This window comes from Rhodovulum bhavnagarense, assembly GCF_004343505.1.
In the GTDB taxonomy this organism is placed as follows: Bacteria; Pseudomonadota; Alphaproteobacteria; order Rhodobacterales; family Rhodobacteraceae; genus Rhodovulum; species Rhodovulum bhavnagarense.
Genome location: NZ_SLXU01000001.1, coordinates 574,720 through 589,038 on the forward strand (window position 1 = coordinate 574,720; position 14,319 = coordinate 589,038).

The 14,319-nt window shown below is 63.8% G+C and carries 10 protein-coding genes; 5 read left to right on the forward strand and 5 right to left on the reverse strand.

The window, feature by feature from the left end:
- Positions 1-72: 72 nt before the first annotated feature.
- Positions 73-1,827 (reverse strand): acetolactate synthase 3 large subunit, encoded by a 1,755-nt coding sequence (locus tag EV663_RS02895; protein WP_132950248.1) that lies wholly within the window; start codon positions 1,825-1,827, stop codon positions 73-75.
- A gap of 664 nt (positions 1,828-2,491) precedes the next feature.
- Here EV663_RS02895 and EV663_RS02900 point away from each other — a divergent pair.
- From EV663_RS02900 to EV663_RS02910, 3 genes are all read left to right on the forward strand, one after another.
- Positions 2,492-3,577 carry a TRAP transporter substrate-binding protein gene (locus EV663_RS02900; RefSeq protein ID WP_132950249.1) on the forward strand — a complete coding sequence of 362 codons (1,086 nt, stop codon included), beginning with the start codon at positions 2,492-2,494 and terminating at the stop codon, positions 3,575-3,577.
- 101 nt (positions 3,578-3,678) lie between these two features.
- Complete coding sequence (locus EV663_RS02905; RefSeq protein WP_132950250.1) at positions 3,679-4,572, forward strand: TRAP transporter small permease subunit; 894 nt, start codon at positions 3,679-3,681, stop codon at positions 4,570-4,572.
- 18 nt (positions 4,573-4,590) lie between these two features.
- Positions 4,591-6,948 (forward strand): TRAP transporter large permease, encoded by a 2,358-nt coding sequence (locus tag EV663_RS02910; RefSeq protein WP_132950251.1) that lies wholly within the window; start codon positions 4,591-4,593, stop codon positions 6,946-6,948.
- Between the two features lie 92 nt (positions 6,949-7,040).
- Here EV663_RS02910 and EV663_RS02915 read toward each other — a convergent pair whose 3' ends face one another.
- Positions 7,041-7,874, reverse strand: coding sequence for an arginyltransferase (locus tag EV663_RS02915; protein ID WP_132950252.1), 834 nt, complete (start codon positions 7,872-7,874; stop codon positions 7,041-7,043).
- 73 nt (positions 7,875-7,947) lie between these two features.
- A complete protein-coding gene (locus EV663_RS02920; protein WP_425057106.1) occupies positions 7,948-8,406 on the reverse strand; it encodes an RDD family protein in 459 nt (152 codons plus the stop codon).
- A 137-nt stretch (positions 8,407-8,543) separates the two neighbouring features.
- Here EV663_RS02920 and EV663_RS02925 point away from each other — a divergent pair, with 137 nt between their 5' ends.
- A complete protein-coding gene (locus tag EV663_RS02925) occupies positions 8,544-11,342 on the forward strand; it encodes a [protein-PII] uridylyltransferase family protein (protein WP_132950418.1) in 2,799 nt (932 codons plus the stop codon).
- A complete protein-coding gene (locus tag EV663_RS02930) occupies positions 11,332-11,598 on the forward strand; it encodes a hypothetical protein (RefSeq protein WP_132950253.1) in 267 nt (88 codons plus the stop codon). Before EV663_RS02925 ends, EV663_RS02930 begins: the two co-directional genes overlap by 11 nt.
- Before the next feature lie 29 nt (positions 11,599-11,627).
- On the opposite strand, the gene eda is transcribed toward EV663_RS02930, so the two are convergent.
- Both eda and edd read right to left on the reverse strand, forming a co-directional pair.
- Complete coding sequence (gene eda, locus EV663_RS02935) at positions 11,628-12,269, reverse strand: bifunctional 4-hydroxy-2-oxoglutarate aldolase/2-dehydro-3-deoxy-phosphogluconate aldolase (protein ID WP_132950254.1); 642 nt, start codon at positions 12,267-12,269, stop codon at positions 11,628-11,630.
- 52 nt (positions 12,270-12,321) lie between these two features.
- Positions 12,322-14,127, reverse strand: a complete 1,806-nt coding sequence (edd, locus tag EV663_RS02940) for a phosphogluconate dehydratase (RefSeq protein ID WP_132950255.1) — start codon at positions 14,125-14,127, stop codon at positions 12,322-12,324.
- Positions 14,128-14,319: the final 192 nt, after the last annotated feature.

The following is a 14,319-nucleotide window of genomic DNA, read 5'->3' on the forward strand; positions in this document are numbered from 1 at the left end:
TTGGTCCAAATACCCTCGGGGGGAGTCCCCGGCCCCGGCCGGGGACGGGGGGCAGACAGCCCCCCTCCCGCTTTATACCAGCACCGCGCCGCCGGCCTTGATCGCGTCTTCTCCACTGTCTTCGCCCAGCAGCATCCGGTTATGCGGCTCGCCCGACGGGATCATCGGGTAACAGTTCTCGTGCTTTTCCACGAGGCAGTCAAAGATCACCGGCCCGTCATGGGCCAGCATCTCGGCGATCGCGTCGTCCAGGTCGGCCGGGTCCGCGCACTTGATGCCCTTCGCGCCAAAGGCCTCTGCCAGCTTGACGAAATCGGGCAGCGCCTCGGACCAGGAATGCGAATAGCGGTTGCCATGCAAGAGCGACTGCCATTGCCGCACCATGCCGAGGCGTTCGTTGTTCAGGATGAACTGCTTGACCGGCAGGCGATACTGGATCGCGGTGCCCATCTCCTGCATGTTCATCAGCCACGAGCCTTCGCCGGCCACGTTGATGACCAGCGCGTCCGGGTGCGCGACCTGCACGCCGATCGAGGCCGGCAGTCCGTAGCCCATGGTGCCGAGGCCGCCCGAGGTCATCCAGCGGTTCGGCGCCTCGAAGCCGAGGAACTGCGCAGCCCACATCTGGTGCTGGCCGACCTCGGTGCAGATATAGCGGTCGGCACGGTGTTTGGTCAGAGCCTCCAGCCGCTCAAGCGCGTATTGGGGCTTGATGATCTTGTCGGACCCCTTGTAGCGCAGGCACTCGACCTTGCGCCATTCCTCGATCTGGGCCCACCAGCGCGCCAGGCCCTCCTTGTTGACCTTGCGCCCGCGCGATTTCCATATCCTCAGCGCGTCCTCAAGCACATGTGCCACGTCGCCGATTATGGGCATGTCCACACGGATCGTCTTGTTGATCGACGAGGGGTCGATATCGATATGGGCCTTGCGCGAATTCGGGCTGAAATCGGCCACGCGCCCGGTGATCCGGTCGTCGAAGCGGGCGCCGATATTGATCATAAGGTCGCAATCGTGCATCGCGAGGTTGGCCTCGTAAAGCCCGTGCATTCCCAGCATGCCCAGCCAGTTCTTGCCGGAGGCGGGATAGGCGCCCAGCCCCATCAGGGTGGACGTGATCGGGAAACCGGTGGCGTCTACCATTTCACGCAAGAGCTGCGTTGCGGCATCGCCCGAGTTGATGACGCCGCCGCCCGTGTAGAAAATCGGCCGCTCGGCGGTCTCGATCGCCTCGACCAGACGGGTGATCACCTCGCGGTCGCCCTTGACGCGGGGCTGGTAATGGCCGGTGCGCGCGGCGCGCGGCTCGACATAGGTCCCGGTGGCGAATTGCACATCCTTGGGGATGTCGATCAGCACCGGCCCAGGGCGCCCCGTGGTGGCGACATGGAACGCCTGGTGGATCGTATCGGCCAGCTTGTCGGTTTCCTTCACCAGCCAGTTGTGTTTCGTGCAGGGGCGGGTGATACCGACCGTGTCGGCCTCTTGAAACGCGTCATTGCCCACCATGAATGTCGGGACCTGCCCGGTCAGCACGACCAGCGGAATGGAATCCATCAGCGCGTCGGTGATGCCGGTGACGGCATTGGTGGCACCCGGCCCCGAGGTGACCAGCACGACGCCGGGCTTGCCGGTCGAGCGGGCATAGCCCTCGGCCATGTGGACCGCGCCCTGTTCATGGCGCACCAGGATGTGCTGGATCTCGCTTTGCATGAAAAGTTCGTCATAGATCGGAAGCACGGCGCCGCCCGGATAGCCGAAGATTACCTCGACGCCCTGGTCCCTGAGCGCCTGGACAACCATTTTCGCGCCGGTCATTTGTGTCATCTCTGTCTCCGTGCTCTGCGTCGGCCGGGCATAAAAAAGCCCCCGGTTTGGGCGGGGGCGCATGGGGTGAGACCCAGGGTCGGTTTATCCGCCCATGCGCCTGTCTGTAATTACTACAAGGCTCCGTCCCATATGCCCGGGGCTCCTATCTTGTCTGCGCGGCACACTATGGGGGGTGTATCTTCCGGTCAACCGGAAATGGATGAATAATGCTGTTCCAAGACAAAGATTCCTTTCCGTTTGTTGCGAAAAGCGGGGCTCTTGCGCATTTCTCGCAAAGAGGACTCGATTGTCTTTGCCTGTGTTGTCGTCCATGGGGCAGGGATGAGGTTCCCGCCCTGCGGCGAACTGGTCGGGGGACGATGATGCGGCTTGTGAGCGGCGGCAACTACAGTTTCTCAGCCAGTTCAGCGGTCCGGCGCCGCGGTCGCACGGTGTTGCCGGGCCGAATCAAGTTGACCTCTGCGCGAACGTCATGCCCGGCATGCGTGCGCGAGGCGGCAGGCATGCCGGGAATTTTGTCTGAATTGGTAAAGTCATCTTACAGATTTTTCCCCCGCAGGCGTTTCTGACTATTTATCTGCGTCGGACCAGAGGCTAGATTGCGCGCACCAAAAACGATCCGCCCGTCCTCGGGGCGGGCTCCAACCGGGAGGATTACTTAATGGATCGTCGTTCCTTTCTGAAAACTTCGGCGCTTGGCGGCTCGGCAGCCGCGGCCGCCACGCTTGCCGCGCCCGCCTATGCGCAGGGCAAGCGCACGCTGACCATGGTCACGACCTGGGGGCGCGGGCTGGCCGGTGTGCATGATGCCGCGCAATATTGTGCCGATGCGATTACCGCCTCGACCGACGGGCAGCTGACGGTCGATCTCAAGGCTGCGGGCGAACTTGTCGGCGCTTTCGAGGTGTTCGATGCGGTTTCGGCCGGACAGGCCGATATCTATCACGGTGTCGACTATTATTTCCTCGGTCAGCACCCGGCGCTTTCCTTCTTCAGCCAGATCCCGTTCGGCATGACCTTCCAGGAGTTCAACAACTGGTTCCATCATGCTGGTGGGCGCGAACTGGCGGACGAACTGTATTCGATCTTTGCGCTCAAGTGTTTCCCGGCGGGCAATACCGGCCCGCAGTCCGGTGGCTGGTTCCGCCAGGAAATCAACAGCCCCGAGGATTTCCAGGGTCTGAAGTTCCGTATGCCCGGCCAAGGTGGCCAGGTGCTGGGCAAGCTGGGCGCCTCGGTCCAGAACCTGCCCGGTTCCGAGGTCTACCAGGCGCTTGCCTCGGGCGCCATTGATGGCACCGAGTGGATTGGCCCCTGGGCCGATGAAAAGGCCGGCTTCTTCGAGATCACCAAGATTTACTACACCGCCGGTTTCCACGAGCCGGGGCCGAACCTGAACATGACCATGAATCTCGACGTCTACGAAAGCCTGACCCCGTCGCAAAAGGCCGCGGTCGAACAGGCGACCGGGGCCTGCAACACCTGGTCGATGTCGCAGTTCATGGCCAACAACGCTGCCGCGTTGCAGCGTCTCCAGGCTGGTGGCGTTCGGGTGCTGGAATTCTCGGACGCGGTCTGGGATGCCTTCGGCGCAGCGGCAGCCGAGGTCATGGCCGAGCCGATGGGCGATGAACTCTACAAGAAATGCTATGACAGCTACATGGCCTCGCTGAAAAGCTCGGCCGCGTGGAACGGGCGATCGCAGGCCATCTTTACGGCACAGCGCGACCGCGTGAGCGGCCTCTGAGCGGCGAGCTGTCTCGCCAATGGTTCCCCCGGTCCGGCAACGGTCCGGGGGCATCCGCTTGAAAAAGGCCGCCCCGACGGCGGCACGACCGGGGGGTGGGAATGCTGGACGGCATTCTTTGGATCTTTCAGAATATCGGTCTGTCCTTCTACAATTTCGGATATGCGATCATGCATCCGGGCTTGTGGCTGGATTGGTCAGACAAGCAAGCGATCATGCGCTTTGTCTATTACGGCGGCTCGGTGGAGTTCTTCTTCGTCGTGTTCACCGCCTTTTTGGTGCTGACGGCATTGGGTCTGTGGCGACGGCAGATCATGTGGGGCACGGTGCGCGTGCTGGAAGGATTTGCCAATACGCTTGGGCGTTTCTTTGCCTGGGCTGGCCTGTTGATGGTGCTGCAACAAATCATGATCGTATTCCTGCAACGCATCTTTCGCGTTGCGGAAATCCAGTTCGGACCGTTCGGCTATTCCTTTGCCAAGGATCTGTCGTGGTGGGGCGAAGAGCTTAAGCTGTATAACGCGATGATCGTTTGCCTGTGCGCCACCTATACCTTCGTGCAGGCGGGGCATGTGCGCGTGGACCTCGTCTATTCCAGCGTCAGCCATCGTACGAAACGGGCGATCGACATGTTCGGATCGCTGTTTTTCATGATGCCGGCGGCGGTGCTGACGTGGATGTATGCCTGGTTCTTCATGTGGCGTCATCTCATAACGCCCAAGCCCTCGGCCAGCGACACGCTTGATCGTCTGTTGATGAAGGCCCGCGCGGTACGCTGGAATGTCGAGACGATCGGATTCTCGCCCAACGGATTCAACGGCTATTTCCTGTTCAAGGTGCTGCTGGTCGCCTTTGCGGGGTTGGTATTCCTACAGGCCATCGCGTTTTTCTACCGGTCCTTCCTCGAATATGTCGAAGGCGAGGACAGCGCTGGAAAATACCTGGACCGCGACACGCTTGGCGCGGGCGAAGAAGCCTACGAAGGCACGCATTAAAGAGGCAGGGCTGGCGACATGCTATTCGGACTGGACGGGGTCGAACTCGGCCTGATCATCGTATTCCTCTGCCTCTTCGGGGGCATCCTGTCGGGCTTTCCGGTGGCCTTTGCCATCGGCGGTTCGGCGGTCATCTCGTTCGGGATCATCGCGGCGCTGGACAGTGCCGGGATCTTGGTTCACCAGGCCATCGATACCGGTAGCGCGGCTTATGGCGCGTTGATTTCGCAAGGTGTCCATCCCGACACGATTTCGCATTTCAGGTTCCCCGATCTGCCAACGGTGGATGTCGCGCTGTTTCCGCAGGGCTGGGAAACCGCGATGGACCGAAATCTGAGTTTCATCGTCAACCGCATGAATGAACGTGTTCTGGCGGGCCAGTCGATCGAGACGCTGCTGGCGGTGCTGATGTTCGTGCTGATGGGGATCACGCTGGAACGCTCAAAGATCGCCAACGATCTCTTGACCACGATGGCGCGCGTGTTCGGGCCGCTGCCGGGGGGGCTTGCGGTTTCGGTGGTTGTGGTGGGCGCGTTTCTGGCCGCCTCTACCGGGATCGTGGGGGCCACGGTTGTTACGATGGGCCTTCTGTCGCTGCCTACCATGCTGCGCAATCGCTACTCGCCCGAACTGGCAACGGGGGTCATCGCGGCCTCTGGCACGCTGGGACAGATCATACCGCCCTCGATCGTGATCGTGCTGTTGGGCACGTTGGCGGGTGACCTTTATTCCGCCGCCCAGGAACAGCGCGCCCAGATGGCTGGCTGTTCGGATGCGCTGACCTACCTTGGCGAGGCCGCGGTCGTGTCGGTCGGAACGCTTTTCCAGGCCGCGATTCTGCCGGGTATCTTGTTGGCCGTCCTTTACGCGGCCTATGCTTTCGGCTTTGCGTTGCTGAATCCTTCCAAGGCTCCGCCGGTCCGCATGGCCGATCAAGGCGGGGTGGCGCGCGACCGGGGCGAGGCGCTGACCTGGTTCCTGGCGGCACCCGCCGGGCTGATCGCCGCGGCGGTCCTGGCAACCTATGCCGGGCTTGCCGGCAGCCAGGATTTGACGGTCAGTTCCGTCACCGGAAACAGCGAAGCGGCCACCTTGAGGACCAATGTCTCCGAGCAGTGCAAGGTTTCCATGATCGAGTTGCACGGGCAGGAGAAATGGGATCGCGCGGTTGCCCAACAGCAGGCCATCGACGCAAGCGGTGGCGCGATCGAGTCGCGCCGTCTGAGCGCCGAGGAAATCGCCGAGATCCGCGCAGAAAAGATTGCCGCAGCCGCGCCGATCTCGACCTCGGTTCTTACGGCACTGGTGTTTCTGGCGCTGTTGCTGGTGACCGGGCGTGGCATGGCGCCCGCTGGCGATCCGCGACCGCTGGTGGTCGGGGGCGCGGGGGTTGTGCTGGCGCTATTGGCTGACGCGCTGCTGATCGCGCCGGATGCGACACCGGGTACGAGTTTCGTGATCCTGGCCCTGCCGTTGACGATGACGCTTTACGGTGCGCGCCACGCCGTCGGCCTGCTTGGGCAGTCGGAACTGCTGCGCGTGGTCTTTCCGCCGCTGGTTCTGATCGTTGCGGTTCTCGGCTCTATCCTGGGTGGCATCACCAACCCCACGCCGGCGGCTGCGCTGGGGGCGGGCGGGGCGCTGATGCTTGCGGCCTATCGCAAGCTGAAAGACGAGAACCGTTCTGGCCGGACGATCATCCTTGCCGCTTTCGCGATCGTGATCATGATCCTTGTCGGGGTGAATTTCGATCTGCGTATCGCACGCGAAACCGTCCCTGCGGAGGATTGGATCGCCTTCCTGGTGGCCCAGGGCGCCTATCACTTCGCGATGTTCGGCATTCTCTATTCCTGCTGGGTGCTTTTCCGTTCGGGGGTGTTGCCGCCGATCGTGCGCGAGACGGCCAAGGTCACATCCATGGTGTTCACCATCCTGATCGGCTCGCAACTGCTGAACCTGGTGGTGATCTCTTTCGGGGGAGAGCATTACATCCAGCAATTCCTGCGCAGCTTCGACAACGAGTTCAAGGTCTTCCTGATCGTGATGCTGGTGTTGTTCGTTCTGGGCTTCGTGCTGGATTTCCTCGAGATCATCTACATCGTGATCCCCATCGTGGGCCCGGTCATCTATGGCGGCACTTTCGATCCGAAATGGGTGACGATCATGATCGCGGTGAACCTGCAGACTTCGTTCCTCACACCGCCTTTCGGATTTGCACTGTTCTACCTGCGCGGCGTGGCGCCGAAAGAAGTCACGACGATGCACATCTACAGAGGCATCATACCCTTCGTCCTGATCCAGGTTCTGGGGCTTGCTATCTTGTGGTTCTTCCCCGGTATCGTGACGATCGTGCCCAGCCTTTTGCCCAGCGGGTAGGAGACAATCCCGGCGAGTTGACCGATGGGGCGATTTTCATGCGAAATATCGCCCCATCACATCGCTGCGTTGGGGCAGGCCAAGACGGCTCGTTACCGGCTGGCCATGGTGTCGGGCAGGGTGATGCGGGCCACCTGTTCCGCGATCGGGGCGACGGACAGGGGGTGGGCCACACCATCATGGGCAGCAGGGTCGCCGATATCCTGCCATGTGCCATTCTTGTATATTTCAAGCGCCGAGAACTTGGCCTTGTAGCCCATCTTGGGACTGCCGGGCACCCAGTAGCCCAGGTAGACGTAAGGGAGCCCCGCCTCTCGTGCCAGGTCGATGTGGTCGAGGATCACGTGGGTGCCAACAGATAGCCGCGCGCGGTCAGGGTCGTAAAAGGAATAGACCATGGACAGCCCGTCATCGAGGATATCTGTCAGGCACACCGCCACCAACGGCCTGTTTCGGCCGCCATTCACCGGCGGAGCGCTGTATTCGATAACGCGCGAGCGCACGGGCGTTTCCTCGATCATCGCGGCGAATTCGAAGATGTCCATATCTGCCATTCCGCCATCGGCATGGCGGGAATCGAGATATCGGCGAAACAGCTCGTATTGCTCTTCTGTGGCCCAGGGGGATGCGCTGTGCCGCACGAGGTCGGCATTGCGGTTACGCGCCTTGCGCTGGCTTCGCGTGGCCGTGAAATCGGTAACCCGGATGCGGGCGGAAAGGCAGGCAGTGCATTCCGCGCAGGCAGGCCGGTACAACACGTTCTGCGACCGGCGAAAGCCCTGCTTGGACAGCGCATTGTTCAGAGCCTCGGCACTTTCGCCCTGAAGCGCGGTGAACAGCTTTCTTTCCATCCGACGAGGAAGGTAGGGGCACGGCTGGGGGGCCGTGACGTAGAATTGAGGCGCGAGCGGTCGAGTGTGACGCATGTCATTGCCGGTGAATTCTTCTCGTGAATGTAAACGCTAACACCGCTTTCGCGGCGCTGCCAAGAGCGTTCGCTCAGCCCTGTGCTGGCCTGTTGATCGCCGCAGTGCCCAGCAACACGTCCCCAAGACCTTGGGCGCGCGGAGCGGTCAGCATCAACAGGATCGACCCGATCTGCGGCAGCACCAGCAGGAACGACGCGGTGTACATAAGCGTGTGTAGCAGGGCGGTGCGCCGGTCCAAGCGTTCGCCGCGACCGTTACGGATTTCTATCGCCATCAACCGCATCCCCCATGTGGCCGACCCCCGCGACAGCGTCACCGTTCGATAGGCCAGGCTGATGGCCACCAGGAAGGCGGGATAGATCAGGATCGCGGCAAAGGCGGTGAAGGGCAGCGCCAGCAGCGACAGCAACAAGATCACGACGCTGTCGACAAGCCAGGCGCCGAGCCTCTTGAGCGGCACGTCGTCGTAGAATTCGCGATGCAGTACTGGGTCGGGCAAGCCCCATGACATGTCTTTCATACGGGCCATGTAAGGGCGTGCGCGTTCCGGGAAAAGGGGCGCGTGGGGCTTTTCCGTTCCTCGCCGGGCGTCTTCGCGCGGTGAACGGACCGGGCGTGTTGCGCAACCCCGTTGACCGCCCGGCCCGCCCGCTGCATCAAGGCGGCATGACATTTGCCGCCCGCCTGACCCGCAGCCCCGTTCCCGTCGACCTCGCCCGCGCTGCCGAGGCGGATGACAGGTTTGCCGCCCAGCCCCCCGAACTGCGTGCGCTCTTGCGGGGAACCGCCGGGTGCAGCCCTTACTTGTGGGGCGTGATGACGCGAGAGGGCGATTGGCTTGACCAGACGCTGGCCTCAGATCCCGATGCGGCCTTTGCAACGATCCTCGACGATGTGCGGGCCATGCCGCTCGATGCGCTGAAATCGGGGCTGAGGCAATCCAAACGGCGCGCGGCGCTGTTGATCGCCTTGGCCGATCTTGGTGGTATCTGGCCGCTGGAGCAGGTCACGGGCGCGCTGACCGATTTCGCCGATCTCTGCGTGGACGTGGTATTGAGGCGACTGGTCGCCGCCGAGATCGCGCGAGGCAAGCTGCCGGGCCTTGCCGAGGCCGATGCCGAGACCGCTGGCGGCATGGTCGCGCTGGCCATGGGCAAGCAGGGCGCGCACGAACTGAACTATTCCTCCGATATCGACCTGATCATGCTGTTCGACCAGGATCGGTTCGACGCCGCCGATCTCCACGAGCTACGCAGCGGATTCATCAAGATTACGCGCCGGATGACGCAACTCTTGTCCGAGATGACAGGCGAAGGCTACGTATTTCGTACCGACCTGCGTCTGCGCCCCGATGCCAGCGTGACCCCGGTATGCCTGTCGATGGAGGCGGCCGAACGCTATTACGAGAGCCTTGGGCGCACTTGGGAACGCGCCGCCCATATCAAGGCGCGGCCCTGCGCGGGCGACATTGCGGCGGGCTGGGCCTATCTTGACCGGCTGCGCCCTTTCGTCTGGCGCAAGCATCTCGATTTCGCGGCGATTCAGGATGCCCATGACATGCGGCTGAAGATCCGCAGCCACAAGGGGCTGCACGGCGCGCTGGCGCTGGAAGGCCACGACATGAAGCTGGGCCAGGGCGGCATCCGCGAGATCGAATTCTTTACCCAGACCCGCCAGATCATCGCGGGCGGGCGCGATCCCGACCTGCGCGTGCGCGGCACGGTCGAGGGGTTGGCCCGGCTGGCCGACAAGGGATGGGTGCCGCAGGACGTGGCAGATACGCTGATCGCGGATTACCGTGCCCATCGCGAGGTCGAGCACCGGTTGCAGATGGTCAACGACGCCCAGACCCACAAATTGCCGGGAAATGCCGAAGGCATTGCACGGATCGCCAATTTCTGTGGCTGGGGCGATGTAGAAGCCTGGCGCTCCGATATTACTCATCGGCTGGAACGGGTGGCCGGTCTGACCGAGGAATTTTTCGCACCCGGTGGACGAACGCCGGAGCCGACTTTCGATCTGCCCGAGGGTGCAGAGGATTTCGTCGAGCATTGGCCGGATTATCCCTGCCTGCGCTCGGCCCGGGCGCGTGAAATCTTCAAACGGCTGGAGCCCGATCTTCTGGCGCGCCTGTCCAAGGCGGCCCGCCCGATCGAGGCATTCGCCGCCTTTGACGGATTTCTCAAGGGGCTGCCCGCCGGGGTGCAGCTTTTCTCGCTGTTCGAGGCGAACCCGCAGCTGATCGACCTGATCATCGATATCACCAGCGTTTCGCCGGAGCTTGCGCAATACCTGTCGCGCAACGCGGGCGTTCTGGACGCCGTGATCGGCGGCGATTTTTTCCAGGACTGGCCGGGGCGGGCGAGGTTGACGTCACTTCTTGCCGCGCGGCTGATGGCGGCCAAGGATTACGAGGGCCAGCTTGATGCCGCGCGGTCCTGGGCCAAGGAATGGCATTTTCGCATCGGCGTGCATTTTCTGCGCGGGTTGATCGACGCCACCGAGGCCGGGCGCGAATATGCCGATCTGGCCGAGGCGGTGCTGTCGGTGCTTTGGCCCCATGTGGTCGCGCAATTCACGGCCAAGCATGGCACTCCGCCCGGAAAGGGGGCGGTTGTTCTGGGCATGGGGTCGCTTGGGGCGGGCGCGCTGACCGCGAAATCCGACCTGGATCTCATCGTGATCTACGATGCTGACGGGGTCGAAACCTCGCTGGGGCGGCGGCCGCTGGCCTCGCGGGTCTATTACGCCAAGCTTACCCAGGCATTGGTTACCGCGCTGACCGCTCCGATGGCGGAGGGCAAGCTTTACGAGGTCGATATGCGACTGCGGCCCTCTGGCAACCAGGGGCCGGTGGCGACATCTTTGCAAAGTTTTCGCAACTACCAGCGTGACGAGGCCTGGACCTGGGAACACCTGGCATTGACTCGCGCGCGTGCAGTGGCGGGCGAGGCCGACCTGGCCAAGGAGGTGGAACTCTTTCGCCAGGGCTTGCTGGCCGACAAGGCAGATGCCACGCGCACCCTTGCCGGGGTCGTGGACATGCGCCGCCGCCTGGCCGAGGCCAAACCCGCAAAGTCGGCCTGGGATGGCAAGCAGGGGCCGGGGCGTGGGCAGGATATCGAATTGATCGCAAGCGCTGCGGCCCTGATCTCGGCCAACCCTGCGACCGGCGTGAGCAATCAATTGGCCGCTGGCGTGGAGGCCGGGCTCCTGTTGTCCAGCGAGGCGGCGATACTGACCGAAAGCTATGGGCTCTTGCGCAAGGTGCAAGGGGCGGCGAGACTGATTTCCGACAGCGCGCTGGATCCCGCAACCCTGGGCGAAAGCGGCCGTGCCTTCTTGTTGCGCGGGACCGGTGCGGCGGATGCCGCGGGGCTCGAGGTGCGGCTGGCGGCGGCGCGGGACGCGGCGGCCGGGGTGATCGACGCCGTGATCGAACGGGGGCTGAGCAATGCGACTTGAACAGGCCGATCCGCGGCGACTGATCGCGGAATCCTACCGCATCGAGGCGATCAGAGCTGAGGAGTGCCGTTCGATTTTCCTCGATTGGGCGCTGGGACTGCCGGTCGAGGTGAACACGCGCCGCGCGTTGAAACGTTTGTTGGCCGAATATTCGATGCAAGCCCCCGACCATCCGATGACTGCCGTGCTGCGCGAGGGATTGGAGGAGGCGCCCACGCCCCGCCGTCGGGGCGGCGCGAGCGCCCGGCGGAACTGAGCGGCGATTTCCCCGCGCATGCTTGCGCGCTAGCGCGCAAGCCGGGCGGCCTCTTCGGCAAGGGTGCGAATGGCGTCCCAATCTCGCGCGGCGATGCGATCACGCGGGGCTAGCCATGAGCCGCCCACGCATAGCACGTTCGGCTGCGCAAGGTAATCGCGGGCGGTGTCATGCCCGATCCCGCCGGTCGGGCAGAACCGCAGGCCGGGCAGGGGACCGGCCAGTGCCTTGAGCATGTCGACGCCGCCTGCCGCTGTGGCGGGAAAGAATTTCAGCACTCGGTGGCCCATTTCCATCAGGGTCATCGCCTCGCTTGCCGTCGCCATCCCCGGCAGGAGGGGAAACTCCGCCTCACGTGTCGCCTTTAGCAGGCTGGGCGTTGCGCCGGGCGAGACACCGAAGCGGGCGCCGGCCGCCTGGGCCGCGGCAATGTCGTGAGGATTGAGCAGCGTGCCTGCGCCGACCACCGCGCCGGGCACCCCGGCCATTGCGGCGATCGCCTCGAACGCGGCGGGCGTGCGCAAGGTCACCTCAAGCACCGGAAGCCCGCCGCTGACCAATGCCTCGGCCAGCGGACGGGCAATTTCGGCCTGGTCCACCACGAGCACCGGGATGACCGGGGCAAGGCCGAGCAGGTTCTCGAGTTCCTGGTTTGCGGTGTCACCAGTCATGGGCAGGGTCTTTCGCGGAGATGTGGAATGGGTATTTTCGCCAAGAAGAAGATCATGCGATGATCCCTCCGCCCAGCGTCGCGGCTGCGGCATGGGCGCGGAAGGCCGCGAAAAGATCTCGTCCCGGCCCGGTTTCATTGCCCGAAAGGTCGGGTGTGACCGGCGCGCGATCAAGTGCTGCCGGGTTTTTCACGTCGAGCCTGCCCGCGCTGGCATCCAGCCGGATCACGTCGCCGTCACGCAGCCGGGCCAGCGGACCGCCCTCTGCCGCCTCGGGGCAGACATGAATTGCGGCGGGCACCTTGCCGCTCGCCCCCGACATGCGGCCGTCGGTGACGAGCGCGACTTTGAGCCCACGATCCTGCAGCACGCTGAGCGTGGGGGTCAGGGCGTGCAATTCGGGCATGCCATTGGCCCTTGGCCCCTGGAAGCGCAGCACGATGATCGTGTCGGCGGTGAATTCGCCGGCCTGGAAGGCCGACTTGACGCATTGCTGGTCGTGGAAGATGCGGATCGGTGCCTCGATCACGAGCCGGTCCGAAGGCAGGGCAGATGTCTTGACGATGCCTCTACCCAGGTTTCCGGAAAGCGCGCGCAGGCCGCCACTGGGCTGGAAGGGGGCATGGGCCGGACGCAGGATGTGGTCGTTATGGCTGCTGTCCGGGCCCTCTAGCCATGTCAGCTTGCCCTCTATGATCCTGGGTTCGCGCGTATATGCGGCCAGCCCCCGGCCTGCCACCGTGGTGGTATCCGGATGCAGCAGACCGGCCGCCAGCAATTCGCCGATCAGGTAGGCAAGCCCACCGGCCGCATGGAAATGGTTCACATCCGCCAGGCCGTTGGGATAGACCCGTGCCATCAGCGGCGTGATTGCGGAGAGCCGGGCAAAATCCTCGATATCGAGCACTATGCCCGCGGCGCGTGCCATCGCGGGAAGATGCAGCACCAGGTTGGTCGAGCCCCCCGTCGCCATAAGTCCGACGATGCCGTTCACGAATGCACGTTCGTCGAGGACATGGGCGGCGGGCGTGTACTCGGCCCCAAGTGCGGTGATATCCAATGCCCGTTTCGCGCCCGCCACGGTCAGGGCATCACGCAACGGGGTGCCGGGATTGACGAAGCTTGCGCCGGGCAGGTGCAGGCCCATCAGTTCCATCAGCATCTGGTTGGAATTGGCGGTGCCGTAGAAGGTGCAGGTGCCGGGCCCGTGGTAGGAGGCCATCTCGGCCGCCATCAGCGCGTCCCGCCCGATCTCGCCGGCGGCGAATTGCTGGCGCACCTTGGCCTTTTCGTCGTTCGGCAACCCGCTGGTCATGGGACCGGCGGGCAGGAACACCGCCGGCAGGTGGCCGAAGCTGGCCGCGGCGATCACCATGCCCGGCACGATCTTGTCGCAGACGCCGAGGAACACCGCCGCGTCGAAGGTGTTGTGGGACAGCGCCACGCCCGCGGCCAGCGCGATCACGTCACGGGAAAACAGCGACAATTCCATTCCCGGCTGGCCTTGGGTGACGCCGTCGCACATGGCCGGCACGCCGCCGGCGACCTGGGCGGTGGCGCCGGCCTCGGCCGCGGCCTGGCGGATCAGGGCGGGGAAGCGTTCGAAGGGCTGATGGGCCGAGAGCATATCGTTATAGGCGGTGACGATGCCGAGGTTCGGTGCCCGCCCCGTGGCGAGCCTGTCGCGTGCCGCGCCCATGGCGGCATAGGCATGGGCCTGGTTGCCGCAAGAGAGATGCGCGCGGGCGGGTCCTGCCTCGGCGGCTTGCGCGATTCGTTCCAGATAGGCCGCGCGGCTTTCGCGCGAGCGCGCAGCGATGGCGGCGGTGACATCCTGCAAGACGGGGTTCAGCGCCATGGCGGGGTCTCCGGGAAGGGGATACACACGCCAGTATAAGTGGTTAGCGCTAACAGAGAAACCCCCGGCACGGCATTCGGGGCCGCCTGCGGGCAGGACGCGGCGAATGCCGTGGAAAGGCGACATGTTTTCCAAAGAATTGCCCGATTTCAGAACGATGCCTTGTACGAGCAGAGAGCGGGACCACCCGCC